This is a genomic window from Maribacter sp. R77961 (assembly GCF_044594925.1).
Taxonomy (GTDB): domain Bacteria; phylum Bacteroidota; class Bacteroidia; order Flavobacteriales; family Flavobacteriaceae; genus Maribacter.
Genome location: NZ_CP138991.1, coordinates 1,140,021 through 1,164,897, shown reverse-complemented (window position 1 = coordinate 1,164,897; position 24,877 = coordinate 1,140,021). Strand labels below are relative to the sequence as shown.

Genomic DNA, 24,877 nt, shown 5'->3' with positions numbered 1-24,877 from the left:
AGCAATGCTATTGACCGTTGCCCATAGGCCTATTCCGAAATGCACAACGGTATATGTAAACAACCATGAAACAAGAACGCTTTTATTACATTATACGCCTAGAATATTTAGGTTTTCGGTTTAGCGGATGGCAAAAGCAACCCGGACAACGGACTATAGAGGGAATGCTCCTGAAAACCTTGAAATTTATCCTTCCAGATTCAAAATATAAAATTCTCGGTGCAGGAAGGACAGATGCAAAGGTTTCTGCTCTTGATGCCGCATTTGAGCTCTTTATAGAGGATGAGCCGCTTCCGGAATTAGCGGAGTTCCTTACGCTATTCAATAGAAACCTTCCTCCGGATATTAGAGTTACATCGATTATACCTACGACCAAGGACTTTAATGTAATAAAGGACAGTAAACGCAAGGAATATATTTATCTATTTTCATTTGGAGCTAAGAACCATCCTTTCTGCGCGCCTTTTTTAGCCAATATCATTGATGATTTAGACATTGCTACCATGTCAAAAGCCGCAAGATTATTTGAAGGGGAACATGATTTCTCTGCTTACACCGCTAGATTGCAGCCTAACACAAGGGTGATGCGGCAAGTTGATTCCTGTAGTATCGTAACAAATACCTATGTGGAGGCCAGTTTTTTACCGGAACATAGCTACGCCCTAAAAACCATTGGTGACGGTTTTATGCGTTATCAAATTAGAATGATGATGGGCGCACTAATACAACTGGGAAAAGGAGAATTGACCACGGATGACATCAAAGAATCCCTAAAACCGGGTTACGATAAGAAACTTACTTTTGTCGCCCCAGGTTCCGGACTTTTATTAAATGGTCTAGATTTCAAGAATAGCCCTCGTCGCTTTTAGTATCTTTAACTAAATATCCAATTATGGCCCAAAAAAGAAAATTAGTGCTTCCTAAACGTAAAAAAAAAGTTTCTCGTGTTGCCGGTAAAATGGGCAAAGCTCCCGGTACGGTTAGCTATCTAGGCACAAAGGAGAAGGGAGAAAGCGTAGTACATGTTACGGAATACAATGCGGATTCTTTTAAAATGTCCGACCCTTTGGATATCAGGACCATAGTACAGTTAAAAGAATCGTTGGATACTTCTTGGATAAATGTGGTGGGTATAACGGATGAGCCGTTTATTGAGGAATTGGGAAATCGATTCAATTTAAACCCCTTACTGCTCGAGGATGCCATTAATACGGACCAGAGGCCTAAAATAGATGAATATGAGGATTATATTTTTGGGGTGTTCCGAATGTTGTACCTGAACAAAGAAGACGAAATCGTAGGAGAACATATTGCCATGGTTTTAATGGAAAAAACAGTTTTGGTATTTCAAGAAGTAGAGGAGGATGTCTTCGATGGGGTACGGAACAGAATACAATCAAAATTAGGAAGAATACGAAATAGAGGAGCAGACTACCTGTTCTTTGCCATGTTAGATGCTATCATCGATAATTACTTCTTAGTGCTGGAACAGATTAATCACAGGATAGAAGTTTTAGAGGACGAGGTCTATGCCAACCCTAAACCTGTGGTAGCGCAAAATATACAGCAGCTAAAAAAAGAGGTACTTAAGGTAAGACGGTGGATTTATCCGGTCCGTGAACTTATTAATCGCTTAATTGAATCGGAGCATCACCTCATAAAAAAGGATACCAAGTTATTTCTTAGAGATGCTTTGGACCACTCTTTGGAAATTAATGAAAGCCTACAGATTTATAGGGAAATGAGCATGAGTCTCATGGAAATGTACATGAGCAATATGAGTAATAAAATGAACGAGGTTATGAAAGTGCTCACCATAATGGCCTCCATCTTTATTCCTTTGACCTTTATTGCAGGTGTTTATGGGATGAATTTTGAACATATGCCGGAGTTACATTGGGAGAATGGCTATTACTATGTTTGGGGCCTTATGATCGTTCTGTTCTTAGCAATGTTAATCTATTTTAAGAAAAAAGACTGGCTTTAACATTCCTTATGTTAATTCTTCCCAACTGCTGTTAAAGACCGTTAAATCACTTGACATTTTTCAATATACCCTTATATTAAGAGTGTTGGATAATTAAATACAGCATTCTTTTAAAGGCATTCCGCCAGTATCGTCAATATTCTTTTGACCACCAAGAACTTCACTCCAACAATTACACATTTTGTTTAACTTTTAAAAAAATCAAATTCATGAACTATTTGAATATAGATGAAAAAAAATTATTACCAACTGTCAAAGAACTGAACACATTATTGGCAGATTATCATATGTACTACCAAAAATTAAGAAACTTCCATTGGAACATTCTAGGACATAATTTCTTCGATTTACACGAGAAATTTGAAGAATTCTATGGAGATGCAAGAATTAAGATAGATGAAATCGCCGAACGTATACTAACCTTAAGATATCATCCAATTAGTAATTATTCGGAATATCTGAAGGCGTCGTCCATCAAAGAAAGTGACACCAATTTAAGCGACGTGGAAATGGTAAACGAATTGCTGGAAGCACATAGTCTACTGTTAAAGCAGATGACGGTCGTAGTAAATAAGGCCGATGAAATCAATGATGAAGGTACTATTGACCTGATTGGAGCTTATATAAGAGAACTAGAGAAGAATAGTTGGATGTTAGATGCATGGAACAGAAAAAATTCTGAGCGACTAAAAGCAACTTCAGCATAGGAGTACATTCAATTAAAAACGATTAATTAACATATAAAACAAAAGTATAAATGAGAACTAGAAACATAAATATTATAATAGCAAGTTTAATGATGACCACCGGAGTGGCTTTGGCCCAGGATAATCCCACGGAAGCTTTGGAAACGGTACAGTCCAAGACCTATACCGTAAATAATGGGAAAGAAATGGTAAAACGCACCGTGGAGATTAGCACAATGCAAAATACTGCAGTACGACTGGATAAAGAAGATAGCACCAAAATAGACCAATCCCGAGTAATCGATGGCATTGCGAAAATTACCAAAACGGTAAAAATAGATAATGATGCGGATGACGCTTTTGATGAAAAGATTGTTTTTACCTACAATTCGGACATGCCAGAGGATTTTGTGCTGATATCGAATAAAAATGAGTTAGCCGTAGCGATAGACCAAGGGGAAAACCTGAAAATTGTCGAAAATATGAGTTTAAAGTCCAAGAATGAGTTTGCGGACAAACAGACCTACATTTTTACCGATAACAACGGGAAAGAGATTGAGTTTATGGTAGAAGAGTATACCAAGAACGCGATGAAGATGTCAGATTCGAAATAATCCGACCCACATATATTGTAAAAAAGACCCTTTTGGGGTCTTTTTTGTTTTCAACATAATGAAACATATTTCGTACATTGAGAAGGTATGTTCAGCACCATTGATTGGAAATATGTTTTAACGATAGTAGTAATCGTTTATCTCGTCATAAATATCCTCGTCTATTTTTTGCAGGATTTCTTGATGTTTAAGCCCGAAAAGCTGGCGAAGGACTTTCAATTCTATTATGAAAACCAAGAAATTGAGGAGTATAATATTGAAACTAGGGACGGTGCCATTATCAACGGACTCCGTTTTAAAACACAAAACCCCAAAGGTGTTGTCTTTTATCTTAAAGGAAATTCCAAGAGTATTAAGGGTTGGGGTAAATTTGCCGTTGATTTCACCAGACATGGTTACGATGTAATTATGGTGGATTACCGTGGTTTTGGAAAAAGTACGGGAAGAAGAACCCAAAAGGCCATTAAGCGCGATTTACAGGTGGTCTACAACAAAATCAAGGACAACGTAGCGGAGAAGTACATCATCTTATACGGCCGTTCTTTAGGCTCTGGTTTTGCCACGAAGTTGGCCTCCATGAATAGTCCACGTATGCTTATTCTGGATGCTCCGTACTATAGCTTAAGTAAAGTAGCGAAAAAGTACGTGCCCTTTATGCCCTTGTCATTACTCATAAAATTTCCCATGCCCACCTATAAATGGTTAAAATATGTAAAATGTCCTATCCATATCATACATGGTACAGATGATAGACTCATCCCGTATAAAACCAGTGTAAAACTCTCTAAAATTCAACCGAATTCTACTACCCTGCATTCCGTCATCGGTGGCGGACATAAAAACCTGAACACCTTTGAAGCCTATCATAAAATGTTGGCAGATATCATCACCTCCCGTCCAAAACCAGTAAATTTGGAAGGCTCTAGTATAAACGTGAAGCACTCCTCAAAGAAAACGAATGCGTAGACTTAAAAAAATCGGTATTGTACTCGTAATTTTATATGTATTGTTGCTTGGCTTTACCTATATCTTTCAAGAAAAACTCATCTTTATTCCCTCAAAAATGCCAGCAAATCATGTCTATGATTTTTGTCAGCCCTATGAGGAATTTTGGCTAACCGCTAAAGACGGTGCCAAATTGAATGCCGTTCATATCCAGAACAATTCGCAAAAAGGTGTGGTGCTTTATTTTCATGGGAACTCTGGGAATATCTCCCATTTAATCCATGTCGCTAATTTAGTGACGCGCTATGATTACGATGCCATTTTTGTGGATTATAGAACCTACGGCAAAAGTACCGGCGAAATGAGTGAAGCTGCCATAAAGAGTGATGCGCAACTTTTTTACGATTATACGAAACAGCGGTATGACGAAAGCAAGATTGTAGTGTATGGTCGTTCTTTTGGGACTGGCGTGGCTTCCGGGCTAGCTGCAGCGAATAGTCCCTGTAAGCTCATCTTGGAATCCCCTTTTTATAGCGCAGTGGCATTGGGAAAACACCGTTTTCCTATTTTCCCTATTGATTTATTGGCCAACTACCGTTTTCCCTCCAATGCCTATGTGCAACAGGTAAAATGTCCTGTTTCTATTATTCATGGTACAGCGGACCGTATTATCCCTTTTGAGCAAGCGCAGGACTTGTTTACCCAAGTTCCCGAAGGTCAGGGAACGTTTTATACTATAGAAGGGGGTAAACACAATTACCTCCAAGATTTTGAGGTTTTTAAGAACGCCATGGATGCTGCTTTGCAGTAGGGGTGGGGTTTCGTTATCGGTCTAGTATAAGAATAGTAGCGGGTTTTTACGCACTAACTTCTCGGTTAAACACAGACCTTTTTTTAATTTATTTACTTTCGTTTTAGCGATTAAACCGCTATTATTTTTATACATTGTTGTGCTTAGTGCTTTTCCGTTCTAATCATCCTTTTCCATTGCTCTATGAAATGCATAATATCCTTCCGCTCCCATTTCATCCATATATTCTTCTTCCACAAATTCCGCAAAACTGCGCAGTGAGCTTGAATCTTCAAATATTAAAACTTCATCCATATGGTCAGCTTTTAGTACTATATTTTCCATTTCTTCTGTTACATCGAAAAGACCATAACTTTCATTATTGAGAGCTGTTAAATAAAGCGAATATATTTCTTCATAATTTTCTAAATCAACAGCATTTAGCCATTCTAACCATTCAGATTCGTTATTTTGACCTGTTAAATAATTTATTATTTGAACTAACTTTTGTACAGAATTTCTATCAATATTTTGCTCGAATCCGTGAATCAAATTATTTCTTAAACTATTACTCTTTTGAAGTGTTTTGTAATCGTGTTGATTGATTAAACCAAGTGAAAACATATTTCTGATTACTGATAGTGTTGGGCTTTTATCTGTTTTTGATTTTTCGTCATTTAATTTTTTGCGTAATACAGATTCAATAGTTGCCCAAGAAAGTAAAAATGAAGCTTCGAAGGACTCAATCTCTATCAGTTTATTAATCTCTAATAATCTGTTATTAATTGCTAATTCACTTAAAACAGTAAATTCGTTAGTTTTAATTTGTTTCACTCTTGGATTAGTAAAAACTAATTCAAAACGCCAGTTCTTTCTGCTTTCAATTTCTTTTGCTAAAAATTCTAATTTTTTAAAATCAGTTTGATTATTTCTTGTTTTTACTTCTATAATGACATTAAAATCGTCTTTTTTCGCTAGAATATCAGGTTCAAAGTTTTTCAGAAAGTTTGGCAAATTAGTATGATTAGGGTAGATGATTACATCATATCCTTTTAAAGTATAGTCATTTGCTACTTCTTTAATTCTTCGTTCTATATTTTTGTAGTTGCTATTTTTTTCCATCAGTCTAATTCTTGAGTTATAATGTGACTGTCTATTTTAACGTGAATGAATTCTGAACCTTTACTAAATGCTTGTGCAATTACTAAAGAAACATTTCTTACGACATAGCTTCCATTAATTAATTTTTTTCTACTTCTTGTATCGGCAATTTGGTTATCATCTACATACACAATACCAATTAAAGCATCTTGAATTGGTTTAATAATATTATCAATATCAGGTGTTTGTCCTTCATAATAATAAGTAATCACTATCTCTAATTCATCCGTAATTAATGTAAATCCAGCATCTAGAACAGCTTGTGCCTCAGTAGCAACCCTTGTTTTATAAGCTCTCTTCCTAGTCTTATTTTTGGACTGGAAAGACAAAGGCGGACCTTCAAATGTAAATTCAATTGGTAACATTAATTATTTTGGTTATTTTTTTTCAGCATTAAGCACGACGGTTGTGTATAAGAACAGTAGGGCTGAAAATATGCTGTTGCCATTCGGTTGAACACAAGCCAAATTTAAAAATTTGGAGACCTTGCAAATGCGCCCAAACCTTCCGGTTTAGATACAAATTGCCCTATTGTTTTTATACGATGTTGGGCACAGTATTTTTTCGTTGATATATCCAATCTGCCTTTAATCCATTTTCATTAAATTCTTTTAATTCCATTTTATCAACTGGGCTGTTCATTTCAGGAACGATTAAATTATCTGAATAAATCATTATTTCTGTTCCTTTCGTTGCATTATTAGCGTGATAGTTTAATTGATAAGTACGCTGAAGGAATTTGGAATATAAATCGCTAATATTTTTATCATTGTCGTAGGAAACTAACCAATATCTATTTTTTAGCGTACTAATTATATCAGAAATTTGTTGATGGTCGGCGTGTTCGTAGAAATTAATGTAAAGGTCTTTCCCTTTTTTGTAGTAAGGTGGGTCGAAATAAAAGAGAGTTTGTTGAGGAAGTTTTTTGTTTAGCTTTTGTGTCAAATCTACAGCATCTTCGTTGTATAAATTTATTCGATTTTTATAACGACTTATTTTTTTAATTCTCTCAATTAAATTTTCTTTATTAAATCGAGCATCCATTTTCCATTTTCCATCTTGGTTTTTACCTCCAATAACACCTGCTTTTAAAATTCCAGACCTGTTTGTGCGATTAAGAAAAAATGTTGAAAATCCGACTTCCATTTCTGTGTAATTCTGAAAGTTTTGTTGGATTATTTTTTGTTTCTTCCAATTTTGAATATTCAATTCTGTCGTTTCAATTTTTTTTATAAACTCATCTGTGTTTTCGAGAATGGAATTCCAAAAAGAATAAATTCTAACGTCAAAGTCGTTAATGTGTACCTCACTCACAAACTCATTGAATAATAATGAAAGTGCTACACTCGCTCCGCCAGCGTATGGTTCCACATAGTGGCCGTCATTGATTAAATTGTAATCAATTAACAATTGAACGTAATATGATAATTTCGCTTTTCCTCCAGGATAGCGAAGTGGTGAATAATGTTTAGTGCTTAAATTAACTCCCATATTTTAACGAAAAAAATCTCTAAATTATCCCAATTCTTTTTTAGACTTTCAGGGTCTGGATGAAAGTCTTTATTATGAACATAGGCATTATATGTGTTGATTGAAAAAATACTATCTTTCATAGTGGACGCAGTATAAGCACCCTTTAATTTGTCTTTTGGAAGTATTTTTTTGGTTTCTAAATCTTTTGCAACACTTTTTAATTTGTGGCTCAATTTACTGCTATCATTTACAGATGCCAAAGGAAATGTCTCTAAATAAGTATCTAATGTTAATTCTATAAAAACTCGAAAAGTAATCGCACCAGAATTCTCAAAATCTGTCAAATCTAAATCTTTGAGTTCGTGATAAATTTTGTTAACTCTCGGTTGACTTATAGGAATAATTGTGCTTTTAGGAATAATAGTTTTTCTCTTTGATATGAGAGTAGTACTTTTTTTCTTGGCCTTTTTAGCTTTTTTAGGGTCAATCTTTTTTGGACGTGTTGTGCTTATTAATTCCCAATTACCAGCTAATTCCTGTGTTTTGTCTGGCAGGTCGGTCTTCTTGAACGTTTCTAAATAATTTAGTCTATCATCTTTGTAGTAGATATCCTTTACTGTAAAGTCTTTTCTTAATAAATCCCTAACAGCTTTTGATAAAGGTTTAGCAATTTCGCTTGGCTCAAATTTAGTACGAACTTTTCCATCTTTTATTTCAATTCCTGCAACTCGTCTAAAGTCTGGGTCGGTTACTAAACGTTGTAAAGATGAAGATTTAACGTCTTTTAATTTGGATTTTATGTCTTTCTCTACTGTACTTTCTTTATGCAAAAAGTCAATGACTTGCAAGGCATAACTTGACGTGCCTTTTACACGTTCGTCAAATCTTGCTTTTTGTTGTGCATCCCAACTTACCGTACCAATTCCGTCATTTTGTCCAGTATGTTTTAATTCAATCCAATGTTCAGCATCATCCTCACTCTCGAAAAGGACACAGTTTATTTTATCAATCGGTGACTTGTTATATTCTTCGGATAGTTTCCTAAACTTATTCAGTAGAGCTTTCTTGGTTTCTGGAATTAAGTCGGGATTTTCTAATAATTTTAGTGCTGTTGCTCGTCTGTTTCCCTCAAGAATATTAAACTGGTCTTCTTTTTTCTCGTGTTGAACTACAAAAATAGGGTCGCCCGGATTTAATCCTTCCTCAACAATATCGGTCGCGAGTTTGGTTAATTTATCGCCTTGGTCATCAATCATTGTTTTGATTGCCTCTCTTTGATTCCCAACCATTTCAAATCGAGGATTTTCGATATTAATGTTGAGAAGTGATAGGTCAATTAATTTTCTTGTGTATCCCATAGTTTAATGTTTGGTTATATTGTGCCCAACGATTAGATAAGTGGAGTTTCAACACTTCGGCAAGCTCAGCACAGGTTCCATTTATCGGTTGATAACGAAGTTCGCTAATCCGTAAAATGAAGTCAAGACTTCTTACAAAAGTTTGTAAGAAAGTTTTGAACAGCAAAAAACTGTTTATTTAAAAGGTACCGGATTTTAAAGTTTTAGAACAGCCATGAAGCCTGCTTTGGAGTAGGGATAGGGTTTCGTTATCGATTAGATAAGTGGAGTTTCAATTCCATTTATCGGTTGATAACGAAGTTCGTTTATCTCCAAAATGAAGTCAAGACTTCTTACAATAGTTTGTAAGAAAGTTTTGAACACAGCCGTTAGTACGTGTAAAACGGTTTTACATTAGCGCTTGTATTAGACACAATTACCTACAAGATTTTGAGGTCTTTAAGAACGCCATGGATGATGCTGTAGCCTTCCCTAAAAAGAATGGAAATACGTTGAAAGTTTAACGATAGTTTATTTTATTAGAGAAAAAAAAGAATTAAGACAGGGATGGTTTTTCGTTATCGGTTTGGGTATGGCACGTTGCCGTGATTCGTCCGAAGGACAATCCAGCCGAACCCAAAGTTAGCTATTTCCACGTGATTTCCGTTTAGGAAATCCGCAAGCATTGAATTTTAGCCTTTGTTGTGTGGCGTTTATTTTTTCGACCTATTTTTTTATATATCTTCAGAAGTCAAAGCTTCCAAAAAATCAATTTCTTCTAAAGGAATAGGGAAATTTTCTGGATATTTTGTGTGTATTAATCCTTCATCTGTAAGGTCGCCTTTGTAAATTTTATATGCTTGCAAAGGATAACCATCAATGCCACTAGGTTCAACTGCTAATAACTGGGTAAATGAGTTGTATGGTGTATAGAAATGAATCATATAACGACCTCCTTTTGAGATGTCCAAAAATGTTTTTTCATCAATTACAAACATAACATAAGCGGGAGAAACAATGTTTTTATGAAAGTTCATTCCAACACTACTCGCAATATCCCCTTCCTTTTGGTCTTCTCTTAATTCTCTTACATCAATGAAAGAACCGGAAACATTAGGAATAGCATTTTCTCCATTCAACGACAATATTGGGGTACCATGTATTCTATCTGGAATGCCAAACGTAACAACAGGAAAGGAATTCCCTCCGGTTAATACATTCACAATCTTATTGTTTAGTTCTGATATCTCTTCAGTTTTCTGAATAATAATCTCATTTTTTTTATTTATTTCTTTTTCGGCGGATAAGTCCCTTCTTGAGGACCAAAATGCTCCAACGAGAGCTAGAATACCTCCAAGGAGAATTAGTCCTTGAGGTCCCAAAATAAAATTTAAAGAATCCTTCATATATGTTTTTTAAATGGCTTACAATCTATAGATAAGTAGAGTTTTCATACTTCGGCAAGCTCAGCACAGGTTCCATGTATCAGTTGTTAACGAAGTTCGTTCATCTCCAAAATGAAGTCAAGACTTCTTACAATAGTTTGTAAGAAAGTTTTGAACAGTAAAAAACTGTTTATTTAAAAGGTAGCGGATTTTCACTCACTAACTTTTTAGTTAAACGCAGACCTTTTTTATATTTACTTACTTTCGTTTTAGCGATTAAACCGCTATTATTTTTATACATTGTTGCCCATAGTGCTTTATTCAAATATCGAATTCAGTTCTTTGCTAAGTCCTTCAAATCTTGCTTTTCTGCTACTAAGGTCAGTAGTCGCACGAATTCCTTTTCCATAAGTACTAACGTTATCAGATAATTCAACCTCAATTAATTCATCTTTGTTAGTCTTAACAAAATAGTCAATTTCGCTACCAAATTTTTGTAAAACCTCTTTACATTCACTTCTTTTGTCGCTACTTAGAGGAAGAGAATCTTTATGCTCTGCAAATACCGTAAATAAGGTGTAGAAATCAGATTTTTTCCTCCATCTTGATTTTTTTACTTCAGATATAATTGTGTTTATTTCTTTCAAAACCGTATCAAAAGTTTCAGTTAATTCTTTTTTCTCGTCAAATTCCTCCTCATAAATTTGATAGAAGTCTTCTAATCTTTGTTTTTTATTTTGATGACCGTGAAGAACAGCAATACTTAATTCACTTATATATTCTACATCTAACATTCTTCTGATATCGTTAGCTGTAAAAACATCTAATTCTTGCCAGACATCTTTGTCAGAAAGTTTGTTCATAGTTTTAATAAATGGACCCCAATAAGTCGCTTGTCTTAATTCTTGTTTGTTAAGAGCAACAGTATTTTTGTTTAATCTTTGGAATATTTCTCTCAATAAGGGGTCTGCTACATCAGGTAAGATTCTGATTATAAAATTATACTTGAATATATCTTGCTTTTGAGTTGGTGATAAGTCGTCAAAATACATATCTGCAAAATCAGGACTGTCTTTAGAATCCATGCAGAATTCACCACTTAGAAATTCTAAAATTGCTCTTATCCTTTGCTGTCCATCAACAATAATATATTTAGCCTTTCCTTTTTCGTCTACTGCTTCCTGCATATAAATTTCAGGAATAGGAAATTTATTCAGAATTGTATCGATGAGATAACTCTTTTGCCTATTTACCCAAACTGGGTTTCTTTGAAATGGTGGTTTGATATTTAACTCATTTCTTTCGTGAGCAGATTTAAACCAGCTTACATTTCTTTGCGTAGTACTTAAATAATTATCCATTTATTCTTCTAATAATTTTTGACGTAGCTTTTCGAGATTATTAGTTTGGTAATCTCTTAAAGACTTAAAGTCTTTGTAAATTCTAATATTTATTATTCTTCCGTTAACAGGATTTTCTTTTGACATTTGATTAAGTGCAATAGTCCATTCTTTTCCAAAAGGTAAAATTGGAAGTATTTTGTCAGTAGCAATTGTTCCATAATAAATAAGTCTATTTACATGGTCGTCTACTGAAATTTTTTGTCTTGGCGTTAATGAATAGTATTTTGCTCCTAAATTTCGAAGCGAATGCCACGCAATATCAAAATGATGGTCAGAAATTAAAGCTATATCTATATCTGATTCCTCATTAAATTCTTTAAAATCTTTATATGGATTTAAGCTAAAACCACAACCTGAACTTCCAGTAAAAACAATAGCAGAACTATCAACTTGAATTTTTTCACTCAGCATTTCTTTCCATTTTAAATAAGACTCAGAGTCTTCTTCAAAAGCAAAAGGCGTTCTTTCAAGTATCCATTTTGAAGCAAGAAAGGATATTGGTAAGTCAATCAAATCATATAAGAATTGTTCTTTCATTCTAGGTTTTCTTGCATTGTGGACAACGATTAGATAAGTGGAGTCTCCATACTTCGGCAAGCTCAGCACAGGTTCCATTTATCGGTTTATAACGAAGTTCGTTCATCTCCAAAATGAAGTCAAGACTTCTTACAATAGTTTGTAAGAAAGTTTTGAACAGAAAAATGCGGTTGTATGAAAAGTACATATTAACTGTAGAAGATGACGCGCATCATTACCTACAAGATTTTGAGGTCTTTAAGAACGCCATGGATGCTGCTTTGGAGTAGGGGTGGAGTTTCGTTATCGGTTAGTATATGAAGCGTAGACTGCCGATAGGCGGCTATGATTTCATATACATTGTTGTGCTCTCGTTATTTTTGTCTATGTTCCAATTCGGATTCTATAATTCCAAGTATTGAAATTATTTTTTCATCCAAATTCGAATAATAATTCTCGTTGGCAAAACGTGACGAAAACACAAAAGCTTCTAAATTGTTTTCAAATTGGACTGAATTTAGCAAATGTCTATTACCAGTATCAAACTTTGAATTATCTATACCAAAAAGATTTCCATAACTTTCAAAAGCTGCTTTTCTCGAATTCCCAGAATCCATCCACATATCGTGTAGGCTTCCCTAAAAATAGGACAGTTCATAATTCGAATTTACTAACTTTAAATTCAAACTGTCACGATGAAAAACAGCAAGTTTAGCGAGAGTCAAATTATCAAGGCTCTAAAAGAAAATCAACAAGGAAGATCCGTTGGCGATGTTTCAAGAGAATTAGGAATAGATAAAAGCACATTTTACTACTGGCGTAAGAAGTACGGTGGTATGGAGCAACAACAACTTAAGCGGTTGAAAGAATTAGAAGATGAGAATAATAGGTTAAAACAGATGTATGCAGATGTTAGCTTAGATAATAAGATGCTAAAGGATGTACTATCAAAAAAGTTCTAAGGCCTTCCGACAAGAGAGTTCGAGCAAAGTATCTCATCAAACAATATGTGATTCCCATTGTACGTGCCTGTAGTGTAGTAGGTTTAAGCAGGTCAATGTGGTATTACCAGAGTAAAAGAGACGATAGCGAGGTTATAGATAAACTGACCGAGTTAGCAGAAGCCTATCCTACCAGAGGTTTTGATGAGTATTACTACAAGATTCGTCGTGAAGGCCTAAAATGGAACAGAAAGCGTGTATTGCGAGTATATCGTGATATGAAGCTCAGCCTTAGGCGTAAACATAAGAAGCGTTTGATAAAGCGCATAAAGCAACCTTTAGAAACTCCATCAACTCTTAATGAATGTTGGAGTATGGATTTTATGAGCGATGCCCTTATAGATGGAAGAAAGCTGCGTGTTTTCAATATCATAGATGATTGTAACCGTGAAGCTATTGCAATCAATGCAGGACTCTCATACCCAGCTAGAGCAGTAGTGGAAACATTAGAAAACCTCAAAGAAGAAATAGGGACACCTAAATATGTTCGGTGCGACAATGGACCTGAATTTATATCAAGGACATTTATGAATTGGTGTACAAAAAACCATATAGAAATTAAATATACACAGCCCGGAAAACCAATGCAAAATGGTTACATAGAACGTTTCAATAGATTTTTCAGAGAAGATATACTAGATGCTTATTATTTTAATGACATCTATCAACTTCAAAAGATAAGCGACAACTGGAGAGAGGACTACAACTTTAATCATCCACATAAATCTCTGGGTAATAAATCACCCAAAGAATACATGCCCAGGTTTGATGAAGAATTTAAATTCTTCATCAAACCTGACATAAATAATAATTATTTATCGAATTTAGAGGTGTCCTAATAAAGGGAAGCCTACAATCGGTCAAAGCCATTCTATATTTAGTTAACTCTGTTTCTTGAAACCTAACTTTATACATTACACCACTCCAAGATGATAACAAGTTTTTTAATTCCTGATTTTGAAATATGTCTAATTTTCCAGAACTAATGATTTCTTCCAAAACACCACTACTGGGTAAATACATTATTTCGTTACTGACTGTGCGCAATAGTAGTTTTGAAAAATCTTTTTCCGTTAAATCGGGTTCGTCAGGACCTGTATGTTTTAAAAGTTCAATTGCGGCATCGGCATAACGGGTATTATTGCTAATTACCTTCTCGAGCATCTCTGCATTATAGCTAAATTCCTTTTGCAATGCAATGAGATAATTCTGTTCTTGCCTTAGTTGTTTGTTTAGTTCGTTCGTATTATTTATCTGTAATGCAATTAAAATTCCGATTACAACAAGGGCAATTTCGCCAATCGCATAGAGTAGATATTTGCTGAACTTATTTTCAGACAACATTTTTTGACGAATTTTTCTGAAGAATTTTATCATTGGTTAGTGGTTGGTCATAATGAAGCACAACGATTAGATAAGTGGAGTTTCAACACTTCGGCAAGCTCAGCACAGGTTCCATTTATCGGTTGCTAGTGCAATTTCAGTAATCTCCAAAATGAATTCAAGAGTTCTTACCAAAGTTTGTAAGAAAGTTTTGAACAGAAAAATGCGGTTGTATGAAAAGTACATATTAACTGTAGAAGATGACGCGCATCATTACCTACAAGATTTTGAGGTCTTTAAGAACGCCATGGATGCTGCTTTGGAGTAGGGGTGGAGTTTCGTTATCGGTATCGGCTCGTATGTTTGTTTCTTAGGTTGAAGATAAGATATTTAGGATAATCCATTAGCTTAAAGGGAAGTGTGGTTTCGTGTTTCGGCCAGATACTTAAAATGGATATCGTTGCTTAGGTCTACACACTTCCCAAGCTAATGTTTTAAAACATTAGCTTGGGAAGTGAACAAAAGCTAGAATAGAAGGGACAGAGAGGTCTCGGCTAGATACACTTAAAGTGATATCGTTTCATAGAAATCCCGCCCTTCTATAGTTTTCTTGGAATCCGGACAGTACCTAGACCCTATTTTACAGAGGTCGAATCAAATGCGAGCAAGGATGATAAAGAAGGTTATAGCTTAAAAAAATAATGTTATGGAAAAGCGCTTAAAACAATGTTTGGGTATTGATGTCTCTAAACTAAACTTATCATTATCCCTAGGTTTTCTAACGGATAAGCTTAATAAAGAGTTCATATCACATCCAGATGTGCCCAATGATCTGTCAGGTTATAAAGAGCTTTTGAAATGGTTAAGGAAATCGGTGGATGCTAGCGTTGAGCTTTTAGTGGTTATGGAAGCCACGGGAGTTTACCATCAGGGTATCGCCCATTATCTGCATTCCAAAGGTTATTCCGTTTGTGTAATGCAGTCGGGCAGGGTGAAGAGTTATGCCCGTAGTCTTGACCAACGCTCAAAGACAGATGCGCTGGATAGTAAAATGCTCGGTATGCTCGGTCTGGAAAGGTCTATTCGTTTATGGGAGCCACCCAGTGAAGAACTTCAACGCTTAAAAGCATTGAGCAGGGAACGTAGTTCTTTGTTAAAGGATAGGACAATAGAGAACAATCGTCAGGGAGCAATTTCGTCGAGTGTTTATAGGAATGCCAAAGCCCTTAAAAGGCATAAGAACAGGCTGAAACTTATCAATGGTCAAATAGGATCTATAGAAGAAGAAATGCAGGACCTGATATCCAAAAACAAAGTACTGCGGAACAAGATAGGCTTTATGATGAGTATACCTGGCATTTCATTTATATCCGCAGCTACCGTTATAGGAGAGACCTTGGGTTTTGCTTCTATCGTAAACGCGAAACAACTGACCAGCTACGCCGGTTACGATGTTGTCTTGCGAGAGTCGGGGAACTTCAAGGGCAAAACAAGGATCAGCAAAAAGGGTAACAGCCATATTCGTGCCGTTCTACATATGCCTTCGATGACCTGTGTGCGTTGTAATCCAACATTGAAACAATTCTATAACCGACTTAAGCCAAAGAAAGCAAAGCCACTGGTGGCCTTAATAGCGGTTCAGAGAAAGCTGTTGATATTAATGTACACCCTATGGAAAAACGAAGAATTCTATGATGCGGATTTTGAAACTAAAAAGCAGCAAAAGCGTGAAGCCCTTGCTGCGCAGGATAACAACTTGATTGCTCAACTTGTTTCCTAATATTTTAAAGAAAAAGCTTGCTTTTTAACACAGTACCTATGGCAAGTAGGGCAGGGGACACGAAACGACCTCTCCGCCAAGCCCGTAGCCAAAGCTTTTGCATTTTGTGACTATCTTTCTTTTCTGAGTTGCCAAATCAAAAGATTTGGTGGTCTTTGCAAATATACGCAAGCCTTCGGATTAAGCACTTTCAGCCCTATTTGCTATAGGTATTGTTAACTACTGGTGCGACACGTTTGAGTAAGCACGTCCTTCTGAGTTTCCGTTTTGTCTCCGCCCGAGTGAAGTCCTGCGTAACAGTTTCGTCCGAGTAAAGTCCATCTGCACAAACTTGCTTTTTTCAGTTCCGTCCGCAAACTTTCTCTTTTTCCATTAGAGTGAAAAGTCCAATTGTGATTTGGCACCCATTTAACAAAAATTTACGTCTAAGATATTAATTGACTTGATACCTTAGACTCATGAAATTAAACGTGACTATCCTCTACTTTATTCTTTTCATCAATTTTTATGGTACTTCTCAAGAATCTAAATCCTATAAAGTTGGTTTTAGAACCATACAATTAACCGATTCATCGAGAATCTACAAACCCAATGCTTCTGATACAGATAGATTACACTACCGTCCTTTAGACTTGGATATTTGGTATCCTTCGACGGCAAAAAATGGTGATAGATTGCTTTTCGAAGATTTATATAGATTGCATGAAGAACGGGCTAATAAATACCAAGATGACAACAATTATACAGGTATGTCGGATGAATTTGTTCTTTATTTGGCGGCTGGTTTTGGCGTTGAAGCTACTGACGGTAAACGTTTGTTGAAAGTCAAAACTGAAAGCTTTGAAAACATACCACCGGCAAACGGCAAATTTCCTTTAGTAATATATTTGGCAGGATATAACGGAATGGGCTGGGAAAGCTATCGCTTGTTAGAAAGGTTGGCGGAAAAAGGATTTGTGGTTTTATCTATTTCTTCGATTGGAACTTACCCAGGAGATATGACAAATGGTCTTCTAGATACGATGGAACAAGTTTACGATGGGGAATTTGCTTTAGAAGAGCTTAAAAAAATTGAAAGTCTTCACATCAATTTTGATAATATAGGAATACTTGGTTTGAGTTGGGGCGGAATGAGCGGAGCTATAATGTTGGATAAGCACCCTGAAATCAAGGCATTTGCCTCTTTAGACGGTTCGGATGTTTTTTATTATGGCGATACTGACGAAGATGATGTTTTTCTGTCTGAGATTTATGATGCTGACTTAATTCATCCAGAAAAAACTAATGCTGCTTATCTATATATAGAAAGTGGCGATAAACTAGATGAATTTACACCGACAGGAGAGTATCATTATTTCAAAAAAATTAATACTTCAAAAAACTACATGCGATTTACGAATAGTAAACATGACGATTTTGGGAGTATAGCTTGGGCACTCAAAACAACCGAAGCACAAGTTGAGCTGTATGAAGAAACAATGGAAACCACAGTATTATTTTTCCAAAAACATTTAAAACAATCCAACGGTTACGCAGAGTATTATACTAATCTTTTGCAAAAGAAAAATATAACAGAAAAGCCTTTTGAGTATAGTACAGAAAAACCTAAAGAACTTATTATCTCTGGGTTGGTTCAGGATTCGAAGACTAAAATAAAATTACCTTATGTGAATATCGGGATTTTGAACAAAGAAATAGGTACTGTAAGTGACAGGGAAGGTTCGTTCGATTTTCATCTTACGGAATCAAATGCAAAAGATACTATCAGAATATCAATGATTGGTTATAAACCCAAAATTTTGGTGGTAGATAACTTGCTAAACAAAAAAGGAGAAATTGAGGTTAATCTTGAGGAAGAAATTTCTGAGCTAAACGAAGTTGTGGTAACGGCTAGAAAGTGGAAGAAGAAAACTTTGGGTAACAAAACAAAATCAACGTTTATAGGACATATTTTTTACTATGAGCAACTTGGAAAAGAAATGGGTATCAAAATGAATGTTGGAAGAAAACCAACCTTTGTTGATGATTTTAATTTTCATATATCATATAATCGATTTAGCGCAAAATCGTTTTTTAGATTAAATATGTATAAAATTGTTAATGGAAAACCCTCTGAAAACATTCTTAAAAATAATATTATCATATCAGTTGAACCCAAGCAAACAGGCATGATTTCAACCAATTTAAAAGAATATGATATTGTTCTTACAGAGGATGTTATAGTTACTTTGGAATGGGTAGATAATGAAGGAGAGATTAAACCTACCGAAGGATTAATTGTATCTGTTGGTTTACTTACAGGTGGCACTTATGAAAGAGATTCAAAAGAATCTAGCATGAAAAAAAAGTTAAAGGGTATGGGGCTAGGTTTCACAATGAATGTGAGGTACTAATTGTTAATTCTAGTTTTTAACTATTTCAATAATAAATGTTTTATCGAGCACTTGTAGTTAACGATTAGATAAGTGGAGTTTCAACACTTCGGCAAGCTCAGCACAGGTTCCTTGTATCGGTTGATAACGTAATTTCGCTAATCCGTAAAATGAAGTCAAGACTTCTTACAAAAGTTTGTAAGAAAGTTTTGAACACAGCCATTAGTACGTGTAAAACGGTTTTACATTAGCGCTTGTATTAGACACAATTACCTCCAAGATTTTGAAGTTTTTAAAAAGGCTATGGATGCTGCTTTGGAGTAGGGGTGGGGTTTCGTTATCGGTCTTGTATAAGAATAGTAGTGCTATAAAAGAACGCAAACCATTCAGATGGACACAAGCCGAATTTTTATCCCGACGCTCCGGGATTCGTAATTAAGATAGAACAAGAAAAAAATTATACACGGCTTAGGCACAGTCTTTTTCACTTTTCAATCATAAAGCTAGTAATTCCGTTATACTGTTCCATTGCTTTTTCTTTGTCAAAATCTTCAGGCATATTTCCAATTGACTTTTTTACTGAACTGAAAATAAAAGGTAAATCACTTTTATTCAAGAAATTTGCTTTTGTCTTAATATCAGATATTGAATTAGCATACCATTCCTTTCGTTTTTCATCTACGTTAGATATTTGTTCTTCATTTAATTTTGGAAACCAGACTTTATTATTTAGACTATCTGGTAAAAGTGGATGCTTATATTGCCAAGATGAGTAAACTTCAAACTTTTCTTTTTCTTGGTCATCTTGAAAGTTTAAATAGAAAATTGCTTGTTCAGGGTCAAATCGTCCATTTTTCACAGCAGATTTTAAAGTAGGCTCTAAATCGATGACAGTTTTGTCATAACTTCTTCTTTGTGCGGTATGATGCAAAACAATATCGTGTGGTTGGTTTCTTAAATAATTACTATATCCTAATTCCACTTGAGATGGAAATCCGTTTAAGTTTGTTAATTCCAAAATCCGTTTTAAATTTAGCTTTCTATTTGAATTTATAGTGTCATCATGAGTTTCATACATTGGCCGAAATAATTGGTCTCTATTATAAATTTCATTGAATTCAATTCGTAAATCTTTATCATATTTCAATTCTTTTTTAGAGAGTAACTCCTTCCATTCTTGTTCAGTTATATACTTACTAACGAAAATGGATTTCACAAAATCTAATTCATCTGAATTGTCAATTATCTGTTGCAGAAAATTATTTCTTTTCTCAAAATTCTTTATTAATTGACTTAACAATGCAGAATTGAAAATATCTTTTCCAAATGGTTTTTCTATTAAACTGAACGCCATTTCATATTCACTTAATGATTTTTCAAAATCTTCATTGCAAATTGCGATTTCAGCGTTATTTATATGTTCAAAATATTCTTCAGAACGAATTTCTTTAGTTTTCGAGCACCCAAAAAACATTGCAAAAAGAAATAAGTATAATGTGTGTCTCATAGTTTTTTTCATATGCGTGGTAACCAATAATTAAGTGGAGTTTCAACACTTCGGCAAGCTCAGCACAGGTTCTTTTATCGATTGATAACAGAGTTTACTAATCCGTAGAATGAATTCAACTGGTCTCCCATTGGTAATAAGAAAATTTTAAGAATACTTTTCATAACCATACATCTCGCTTTATCTTTTTCTAATTATACTTGTAAATAAATTAATGAGGTAAATCATCTGACCGAAAACTATTGCGCTAATTGCTAAAATCTTAATCATATTTAGCCTATTATGATTATGGTAAAGTGGAAAAGCGGATTCGTTTTCCGTAAATGTATCGTACGGAATGACGAACAAAGTAAATAATCCGCCGAAGGTTAATATAATGTGTAGTAGGCTCAACCATTTTGAAAGCCTTTTATTTACCTTGAATAGGAGCCAATAACCTAAACCAATAAGGCCGCAAGATATGGAGCTTAGTAAAGCAATGTGAAAACATCCTATTACAAAATAGGTGTCCTCAATATTAATATCAAGTGTTTGCTCTTTTCTAAAAACCCCTATAGTTAAGACTATAGCAATAGCACCAAAGAAAATGTAATGTGGTTTTTGGATTATTTTTTTCATGTCTTAATCAAACAAATCCGATGACAAATACCTATCGCCTCTATCGCAAATAATGGAAACGATAACGCCATGGTCTAGCTGTGCTGCCAAACGCAGGGCTACGGTGGCTGCGCCACCACTGCTCATCCCTGAGAAAATACCTTCTTCCTGCGCCAGTCGTTTGGCCATAGTTCTTGCTTCTTCCTCGCTGACCTCCATTACCGTATCTACCTTGTCAGGATTAAAAATCTTGGGCAAATAGGCCTGGGGCCATTTGCGTATCCCGGGAATTTTAGAGTTATCCGTGGGCTGCACACCCACAATCTGCACGGTATTTTTTTGCTCTTTTAGGTAAGTAGAGGTTCCCATTATCGTTCCCGTAGTACCCATGGAGGACACAAAATGCGTGACTTCCCCCTTGGTGTCGGACCAAATTTCCGGACCTGTGGTTTTATAGTGTGCTTTCCAATTGTCTTCGTTGGCGAATTGGTTCAACATAATAAAACCTTCCTTGTTCACCTTTTCCTCGGCATAGTCCCGCGCTCCTTCGATACCTACACTTGCTGAAGTTAACGTTACCTTCGCACCATAAGCACGCATGGTCTGTACGCGTTCTTTGGTGGAATTCTCGGGCATTACCAATTCAATATCCAAACCGTAAATTCCCGCAATCATAGCCAGTGCTATACCCGTATTACCGCTTGTAGCTTCAATTAATCGGTCCGTTGTTTTGATTTGTCCCGTTTCCAGTCCGTTTTTAATCATATTATAGGCCGCTCTGTCCTTAACGCTACCACCCGGATTATGACCTTCCATCTTAAAGTAGAGCTTTACATTGGGGTTGGTGTTCAGTACCCTGGATGCTACCAAAGGCGTATTTCCTATTAAATCTAAAATGCGGTTAGCCATTGCGTAAGGTTTTAATTTTTATTTCTGGGGTATGGAAAACGGTGGAATGTGGGGGTACCGATGCGGTAAGCCATGCATTTCCACCGATGATACTATTGGCACCGATAACGGTATCACCTCCCAATATCGTAGCATTGGCATAGATGGTTACATTATCTTCAATGGTGGGGTGCCGTTTCGTTTTCTGTAAATGTTTGGCCACATAAAGTCCGCCTAGGGTAACGCCTTGGTACACTTTCACCTCATTTTTGATAATGGCCGTCTCGCCTATAACGACACCCGTGCCATGGTCTATATGAAAGGATTTCCCGATTTGAGCACCTGGGTTAATGTCAACACCAGTTTGTCGGTGCGCATATTCCGTCATTAATCGTGGTACCAAGGGGAAACCTGTTTGGTAAAGCTCATGGGCCAGTCTGTAAATAGCAATCGCATAAAAACCGGGATAGGCCATATACACTTCTTCAATAGAAAGGGAGGCGGGGTCGCAGTTAACGGTGGCCTCTGCATCAAGATTTAGACTTTCTAAGATGGTAGGAAGTTTTGCCACGTAGTTTTCCCAAACTTTCTTGCAGGGTTTTTCACTTTCCCAACAGGCCAAATCCACTAAATTATCGAACTGTTTTTCTAAAATTCCTAAATTCTCCGAAACCGGAGTTTCAATATCGAACAGGGTGTAAAAAAGTAAGTCCGTAAAAGTTTCGGTATCACGCTTTAGTCTAAACCTGAGATTAGGCTGTTTCTTATGCGTGTTGATACGGGTAATAATATCTTGATGATTCATAGGTTGTTCGTTACTCGCTAACCGAGACTTGATATACTTCTGCGCCTACTTAAATCATACAATGGATTTACTTTTAGGCTTCTTAGGCTTGCGCGCCTATTTTTATAGCATCAAAATTAACCAATTATTACTATTGCCTTTAGCGCAAATGGTTAACTTTAGCTTAAAATAACAAGACCTAAGTCGTATGTTACATCCTACAATTACGAAACAAACCCTTCAATTTTTAACCAAGCTCAAAGAAAATAATAATCGGGAGTGGTTTGCCGAGAACAAGGAGCAATTTAAGCTGCGACAGACGGAAGCCAAGACGTTCTTTAACGAGGTGTTGGAAAAAATGAAAACGCACGATGAAATTGAAAAGTTAAAGGTATTCCGTATTTATAGGGATGTACGCTTTTCTAAAGACAAAACACCGTATAAATATAATTTCTCCGCTTCCTTTACTAGAGCAGGGAAGCAACGTAGAGGCGGCTATTACCTTCATGTACAGCCCCAAGGGAGTTTTATAGCTGCGGGATTCTGGGCACCAGAAAAAGAAGACCTATTTCGTATTAGAAAGGAATGGGAGATAGACCCATCTGAACTGCGGGACATTATGAAACAAAAATCGTTCAAGGATGTTTGGGGAGAACTCGCGGGAGATGAATTAAAGACCGCTCCAAAAGGCTTTGATAAGGAAGACCCCAATATTGACTTGATACGAAAAAAGCAATTTATATTTGTTCGGAATTTTACCGATAAGGAGGTATTAGCTCCAGACTTTTCAAATACTGTAAGTAATTCTTTTAAAGCGATACGACCTTATTTTGACCTGATGAGCGCTATATTGACTACGAATCTCAATGGCGAGTCGCTACTAGACTAAAGCTTCTTTTTCGAAATACTGAATTTGGTCCTGCAAACGTTTAATGACCATAGTTATAATACGTTTGTTCAAGGCCGATGAATTTTGAATGTAGGTTTCATACTCTTCAACCGTAAACTGACCTATGATAATGCCTTTCAGGGAATTCCGGTACTTGATATCTTTTTGTAAGGCATGGGTAATGTAATCCATACGTTTCTCCAATCGCAACTCATAAAAGGTGTTCTTATTTTTTATGATGTAATTCTGAAAGCAAGCAAGCAGCAAATCGTTCTGTAATTTAATGATAGGGCGGAGGGTTTCATTTTGAAAACGCTCATCTGCGCTCATATTCGGATGTATTCTCGCTGAAGGAATTTCCGGACGAATCTGTTTTAAACTTTGGGACCTGGTGCTCATGACAAACTTGTTTTTCTAAAGATAGCCAATAAGACTAGGTGCTTCTAGGGTATAGCTATTAGTTTTTAACGGGTTTATAAACAGTTGGTGTTGATCAAGAAAACTATGAATTATTGGCTATTTTTAAACAAAATTTACGCGCATATGAAATTTGGAAAAGTAGAACAACCAGAAGATATTGATTTTACACTACCTGCGGACCATGTAGATACTGCCGTAGTTCTAAATAAAATAGACCAGGCAGACCAATTTCTAATGCATGTAGGTTGCGCAAAGTGGAACAAGCAAGACCTAAAAAATTTTTACCCAAGGGGCACTAAAGATGAGTTGGCCTATTATTCTACCCAGTTTAATTCTATTGAGCTAAACGCTACTTTTTACCGCATATTCGCCGCTGAGACCTACGAAAAGTGGAATGCGAAAACACCATCTAATTTTACCTTTTTTCCAAAAATCGTACAGAACGTAAGTCACCTTAGAAGATTAAATGACCAAGCTTATCCCGTTTTGGACCAGTATTTAACGAATACGGCTAATCTGAGCGATAAGTTGGGTACAATGTTCTTGCAAATGCATAATAATTTCGCTCCTAAAGACTGGGATAGGGTAGTGCGCTTCGTAGAACGATGGCCCAAAGAATTCCGTTTGGCTATGGAGTTTAGGCATACCGACTGGTTCAATGACGAAAAGGTGGCTCAGGAACTATATCATCTGTTAGAGGAAAATGGAATAGCGAACATACTGGTCGATACCGCTGGAAGACGGGATATTATGCATATGCGGCTGACCAATGATGAAGCCTTTGTGAGGTATGTAGGCGCTAATCATAAGAGCGATTATACACGCTTGGATGATTGGGTATCCCGACTTGAAGAATGGAAGAAACAAGGCCTGAGAAAGGTGAATTTTTTCATTCATCAGAATATGGAATTGGAATCACCCTTACTCTCGGCCTATTTTATCAAGAAACTCAATGAACGGTTACAGACAGATCTTACGGTTCCTAAAACGCTGATTGACCCACCAAGCCTTTTTTAAAT

27 protein-coding genes are annotated in these 24,877 nt (G+C 35.9%); 14 read left to right on the top strand and 13 right to left on the bottom strand.

Translation table 11 applies throughout. The features are described from left to right. Positions 1-65: 65 nt before the first annotated feature. The 6 genes from SJY09_RS05080 to SJY09_RS05055 all read left to right on the top strand — a co-directional run bounded on the left by SJY09_RS05080 (position 66) and on the right by SJY09_RS05055 (position 5,043). Positions 66-869, top strand: a complete 804-nt coding sequence (locus tag SJY09_RS05080) for a tRNA pseudouridine synthase A (protein WP_396637880.1) — start codon at positions 66-68, stop codon at positions 867-869. A gap of 23 nt (positions 870-892) precedes the next feature. Then, entirely contained in the window at positions 893-1,987 is a 1,095-nt protein-coding gene (gene corA, locus SJY09_RS05075; protein WP_396637879.1) for a magnesium/cobalt transporter CorA, read from the top strand. Positions 1,988-2,196: 209 nt separating this feature from the next. After that, complete coding sequence (locus tag SJY09_RS05070) at positions 2,197-2,694, top strand: Dps family protein (RefSeq protein WP_396637878.1); 498 nt, start codon at positions 2,197-2,199, stop codon at positions 2,692-2,694. A gap of 50 nt (positions 2,695-2,744) precedes the next feature. After that, the gene (locus SJY09_RS05065) at positions 2,745-3,287 is read left to right on the top strand and encodes a hypothetical protein (protein WP_396637877.1); all 543 of its coding nucleotides are present in this window, start codon (positions 2,745-2,747) and stop codon (positions 3,285-3,287) included. A gap of 87 nt (positions 3,288-3,374) precedes the next feature. Next, positions 3,375-4,253 carry an alpha/beta hydrolase gene (locus SJY09_RS05060; protein ID WP_396637876.1) on the top strand — a complete coding sequence of 293 codons (879 nt, stop codon included), beginning with the start codon at positions 3,375-3,377 and terminating at the stop codon, positions 4,251-4,253. Further along, complete coding sequence (locus SJY09_RS05055; protein WP_396637875.1) at positions 4,246-5,043, top strand: alpha/beta hydrolase; 798 nt, start codon at positions 4,246-4,248, stop codon at positions 5,041-5,043. The genes SJY09_RS05060 and SJY09_RS05055 overlap by 8 nt, the downstream gene beginning before the upstream one ends. Positions 5,044-5,202: 159 nt before the next feature. On the opposite strand, the gene SJY09_RS05050 is transcribed toward SJY09_RS05055, so the two are convergent. The 7 genes from SJY09_RS05050 to SJY09_RS05020 all read right to left on the bottom strand — a co-directional run bounded on the left by SJY09_RS05050 (position 5,203) and on the right by SJY09_RS05020 (position 12,318). Beyond that, complete coding sequence (locus tag SJY09_RS05050) at positions 5,203-6,144, bottom strand: hypothetical protein (protein WP_396637874.1); 942 nt, start codon at positions 6,142-6,144, stop codon at positions 5,203-5,205. After that, the gene (locus tag SJY09_RS05045) at positions 6,144-6,548 is read right to left on the bottom strand and encodes a RusA family crossover junction endodeoxyribonuclease (RefSeq protein WP_396637873.1); all 405 of its coding nucleotides are present in this window, start codon (positions 6,546-6,548) and stop codon (positions 6,144-6,146) included. Before SJY09_RS05045 ends, SJY09_RS05050 begins: the two co-directional genes overlap by 1 nt. Positions 6,549-6,720: 172 nt before the next feature. After that, positions 6,721-7,674 carry a DNA adenine methylase gene (locus SJY09_RS05040; protein WP_396637872.1) on the bottom strand — a complete coding sequence of 318 codons (954 nt, stop codon included), beginning with the start codon at positions 7,672-7,674 and terminating at the stop codon, positions 6,721-6,723. Beyond that, positions 7,659-9,014 carry a ParB N-terminal domain-containing protein gene (locus tag SJY09_RS05035; RefSeq protein WP_396637871.1) on the bottom strand — a complete coding sequence of 452 codons (1,356 nt, stop codon included), beginning with the start codon at positions 9,012-9,014 and terminating at the stop codon, positions 7,659-7,661. The genes SJY09_RS05040 and SJY09_RS05035 overlap by 16 nt, the downstream gene beginning before the upstream one ends. A 713-nt stretch (positions 9,015-9,727) precedes the next feature. After that, the gene (locus tag SJY09_RS05030; RefSeq protein ID WP_396637870.1) at positions 9,728-10,399 is read right to left on the bottom strand and encodes a hypothetical protein; all 672 of its coding nucleotides are present in this window, start codon (positions 10,397-10,399) and stop codon (positions 9,728-9,730) included. Between the two features lie 296 nt (positions 10,400-10,695). Beyond that, positions 10,696-11,739, bottom strand: a complete 1,044-nt coding sequence (locus tag SJY09_RS05025) for a DUF262 domain-containing protein (RefSeq protein ID WP_396637869.1) — start codon at positions 11,737-11,739, stop codon at positions 10,696-10,698. Further along, complete coding sequence (locus tag SJY09_RS05020) at positions 11,740-12,318, bottom strand: hypothetical protein (protein ID WP_396637868.1); 579 nt, start codon at positions 12,316-12,318, stop codon at positions 11,740-11,742. A 113-nt stretch (positions 12,319-12,431) separates the two neighbouring features. On the opposite strand from SJY09_RS05020, the gene SJY09_RS05015 reads away from it, so the two are divergent. The 3 genes from SJY09_RS05015 (at position 12,432) to SJY09_RS05005 (ending at position 14,137) form a co-directional block, all read left to right on the top strand. After that, on the top strand, positions 12,432-12,587 hold the full coding sequence (locus SJY09_RS05015) for a hypothetical protein (RefSeq protein ID WP_396637867.1): 156 nt from the start codon (positions 12,432-12,434) through the stop codon (positions 12,585-12,587). A 405-nt stretch (positions 12,588-12,992) separates the two neighbouring features. Then, entirely contained in the window at positions 12,993-13,259 is a 267-nt protein-coding gene (locus tag SJY09_RS05010; protein ID WP_116769775.1) for a transposase, read from the top strand. Positions 13,260-13,306: 47 nt separating this feature from the next. Then, entirely contained in the window at positions 13,307-14,137 is an 831-nt protein-coding gene (locus tag SJY09_RS05005; protein WP_396637866.1) for an IS3 family transposase, read from the top strand. On the opposite strand, the gene SJY09_RS05000 is transcribed toward SJY09_RS05005, so the two are convergent. Continuing rightward, the gene (locus SJY09_RS05000) at positions 14,088-14,675 is read right to left on the bottom strand and encodes a DUF6090 family protein (RefSeq protein WP_396637865.1); all 588 of its coding nucleotides are present in this window, start codon (positions 14,673-14,675) and stop codon (positions 14,088-14,090) included. The genes SJY09_RS05005 and SJY09_RS05000 overlap by 50 nt on opposite strands. 118 nt (positions 14,676-14,793) lie before the next feature. On the opposite strand from SJY09_RS05000, the gene SJY09_RS04995 reads away from it, so the two are divergent. The 3 genes from SJY09_RS04995 to SJY09_RS04985 all read left to right on the top strand — a co-directional run bounded on the left by SJY09_RS04995 (position 14,794) and on the right by SJY09_RS04985 (position 18,794). Next, positions 14,794-14,949 carry a hypothetical protein gene (locus tag SJY09_RS04995; RefSeq protein ID WP_396637864.1) on the top strand — a complete coding sequence of 52 codons (156 nt, stop codon included), beginning with the start codon at positions 14,794-14,796 and terminating at the stop codon, positions 14,947-14,949. Between the two features lie 378 nt (positions 14,950-15,327). After that, a complete protein-coding gene (locus SJY09_RS04990; protein WP_396636911.1) occupies positions 15,328-16,401 on the top strand; it encodes an IS110 family transposase in 1,074 nt (357 codons plus the stop codon). 632 nt (positions 16,402-17,033) lie between these two features. Continuing rightward, positions 17,034-18,794, top strand: a complete 1,761-nt coding sequence (locus tag SJY09_RS04985; RefSeq protein ID WP_396637863.1) for an alpha/beta fold hydrolase — start codon at positions 17,034-17,036, stop codon at positions 18,792-18,794. A 463-nt stretch (positions 18,795-19,257) separates the two neighbouring features. On the opposite strand, the gene SJY09_RS04980 is transcribed toward SJY09_RS04985, so the two are convergent. From SJY09_RS04980 to epsC, 4 genes are all read right to left on the bottom strand, one after another. Continuing rightward, on the bottom strand, positions 19,258-20,280 hold the full coding sequence (locus SJY09_RS04980) for a hypothetical protein (protein ID WP_396637862.1): 1,023 nt from the start codon (positions 20,278-20,280) through the stop codon (positions 19,258-19,260). A 180-nt stretch (positions 20,281-20,460) separates the two neighbouring features. Further along, positions 20,461-20,898, bottom strand: a complete 438-nt coding sequence (locus SJY09_RS04975; RefSeq protein ID WP_396637861.1) for a cbb3-type cytochrome c oxidase subunit I — start codon at positions 20,896-20,898, stop codon at positions 20,461-20,463. A 3-nt stretch (positions 20,899-20,901) separates the two neighbouring features. After that, a complete protein-coding gene (gene cysM / locus SJY09_RS04970) occupies positions 20,902-21,786 on the bottom strand; it encodes a cysteine synthase CysM (RefSeq protein WP_396637860.1) in 885 nt (294 codons plus the stop codon). After that, positions 21,779-22,570, bottom strand: a complete 792-nt coding sequence (gene epsC / locus SJY09_RS04965) for a serine O-acetyltransferase EpsC (RefSeq protein ID WP_396637859.1) — start codon at positions 22,568-22,570, stop codon at positions 21,779-21,781. The genes cysM and epsC overlap by 8 nt, the downstream gene beginning before the upstream one ends. A gap of 187 nt (positions 22,571-22,757) precedes the next feature. Here epsC and SJY09_RS04960 point away from each other — a divergent pair, with 187 nt between their 5' ends. Next, entirely contained in the window at positions 22,758-23,438 is a 681-nt protein-coding gene (locus SJY09_RS04960; RefSeq protein ID WP_396637858.1) for a DUF2461 domain-containing protein, read from the top strand. Here SJY09_RS04960 and SJY09_RS04955 read toward each other — a convergent pair. Then, entirely contained in the window at positions 23,430-23,837 is a 408-nt protein-coding gene (locus SJY09_RS04955) for a glyoxalase (protein ID WP_396637857.1), read from the bottom strand. The genes SJY09_RS04960 and SJY09_RS04955 overlap by 9 nt on opposite strands. Before the next feature lie 144 nt (positions 23,838-23,981). Between SJY09_RS04955 and SJY09_RS04950 the strand changes: the two genes are divergently transcribed. Then, complete coding sequence (locus tag SJY09_RS04950; RefSeq protein ID WP_396637856.1) at positions 23,982-24,875, top strand: DUF72 domain-containing protein; 894 nt, start codon at positions 23,982-23,984, stop codon at positions 24,873-24,875. Positions 24,876-24,877: the final 2 nt, after the last annotated feature.

What these genes read in the sequence shown, in the direction of transcription:
- SJY09_RS04955 (WP_396637857.1), bottom strand. Translation starts at nt 23,837, where the DNA reads ATGAGCACCAGGTCCCAAAGTTTAAAACAGATTCGTCCGGAAATTCCT.
- SJY09_RS05045 (WP_396637873.1), bottom strand. Translation starts at nt 6,548, where the DNA reads ATGTTACCAATTGAATTTACATTTGAAGGTCCGCCTTTGTCTTTCCAG.
- SJY09_RS05065 (WP_396637877.1), top strand. Translation starts at nt 2,745, where the DNA reads ATGAGAACTAGAAACATAAATATTATAATAGCAAGTTTAATGATGACC.
- SJY09_RS04995 (WP_396637864.1), top strand. Translation starts at nt 14,794, where the DNA reads ATGAATTCAAGAGTTCTTACCAAAGTTTGTAAGAAAGTTTTGAACAGA.
- SJY09_RS05055 (WP_396637875.1), top strand. Translation starts at nt 4,246, where the DNA reads ATGCGTAGACTTAAAAAAATCGGTATTGTACTCGTAATTTTATATGTA.
- SJY09_RS04950 (WP_396637856.1), top strand. Translation starts at nt 23,982, where the DNA reads ATGAAATTTGGAAAAGTAGAACAACCAGAAGATATTGATTTTACACTA.
- SJY09_RS05050 (WP_396637874.1), bottom strand. Translation starts at nt 6,144, where the DNA reads ATGGAAAAAAATAGCAACTACAAAAATATAGAACGAAGAATTAAAGAA.
- epsC (WP_396637859.1), bottom strand. Translation starts at nt 22,570, where the DNA reads ATGAATCATCAAGATATTATTACCCGTATCAACACGCATAAGAAACAG.
- SJY09_RS04980 (WP_396637862.1), bottom strand. Translation starts at nt 20,280, where the DNA reads ATGAGACACACATTATACTTATTTCTTTTTGCAATGTTTTTTGGGTGC.
- SJY09_RS05015 (WP_396637867.1), top strand. Translation starts at nt 12,432, where the DNA reads ATGAAGTCAAGACTTCTTACAATAGTTTGTAAGAAAGTTTTGAACAGA.
- cysM (WP_396637860.1), bottom strand. Translation starts at nt 21,786, where the DNA reads ATGGCTAACCGCATTTTAGATTTAATAGGAAATACGCCTTTGGTAGCA.
- SJY09_RS05010 (WP_116769775.1), top strand. Translation starts at nt 12,993, where the DNA reads ATGAAAAACAGCAAGTTTAGCGAGAGTCAAATTATCAAGGCTCTAAAA.
- SJY09_RS05040 (WP_396637872.1), bottom strand. Translation starts at nt 7,674, where the DNA reads ATGGGAGTTAATTTAAGCACTAAACATTATTCACCACTTCGCTATCCT.
- SJY09_RS05030 (WP_396637870.1), bottom strand. Translation starts at nt 10,399, where the DNA reads ATGAAGGATTCTTTAAATTTTATTTTGGGACCTCAAGGACTAATTCTC.
- SJY09_RS05080 (WP_396637880.1), top strand. Translation starts at nt 66, where the DNA reads ATGAAACAAGAACGCTTTTATTACATTATACGCCTAGAATATTTAGGT.
- SJY09_RS05035 (WP_396637871.1), bottom strand. Translation starts at nt 9,014, where the DNA reads ATGGGATACACAAGAAAATTAATTGACCTATCACTTCTCAACATTAAT.
- SJY09_RS05025 (WP_396637869.1), bottom strand. Translation starts at nt 11,739, where the DNA reads ATGGATAATTATTTAAGTACTACGCAAAGAAATGTAAGCTGGTTTAAA.
- SJY09_RS05000 (WP_396637865.1), bottom strand. Translation starts at nt 14,675, where the DNA reads ATGATAAAATTCTTCAGAAAAATTCGTCAAAAAATGTTGTCTGAAAAT.
- SJY09_RS04960 (WP_396637858.1), top strand. Translation starts at nt 22,758, where the DNA reads ATGTTACATCCTACAATTACGAAACAAACCCTTCAATTTTTAACCAAG.
- SJY09_RS04975 (WP_396637861.1), bottom strand. Translation starts at nt 20,898, where the DNA reads ATGAAAAAAATAATCCAAAAACCACATTACATTTTCTTTGGTGCTATT.
- SJY09_RS04990 (WP_396636911.1), top strand. Translation starts at nt 15,328, where the DNA reads ATGGAAAAGCGCTTAAAACAATGTTTGGGTATTGATGTCTCTAAACTA.
- corA (WP_396637879.1), top strand. Translation starts at nt 893, where the DNA reads ATGGCCCAAAAAAGAAAATTAGTGCTTCCTAAACGTAAAAAAAAAGTT.
- SJY09_RS05060 (WP_396637876.1), top strand. Translation starts at nt 3,375, where the DNA reads ATGTTCAGCACCATTGATTGGAAATATGTTTTAACGATAGTAGTAATC.
- SJY09_RS05070 (WP_396637878.1), top strand. Translation starts at nt 2,197, where the DNA reads ATGAACTATTTGAATATAGATGAAAAAAAATTATTACCAACTGTCAAA.
- SJY09_RS05020 (WP_396637868.1), bottom strand. Translation starts at nt 12,318, where the DNA reads ATGAAAGAACAATTCTTATATGATTTGATTGACTTACCAATATCCTTT.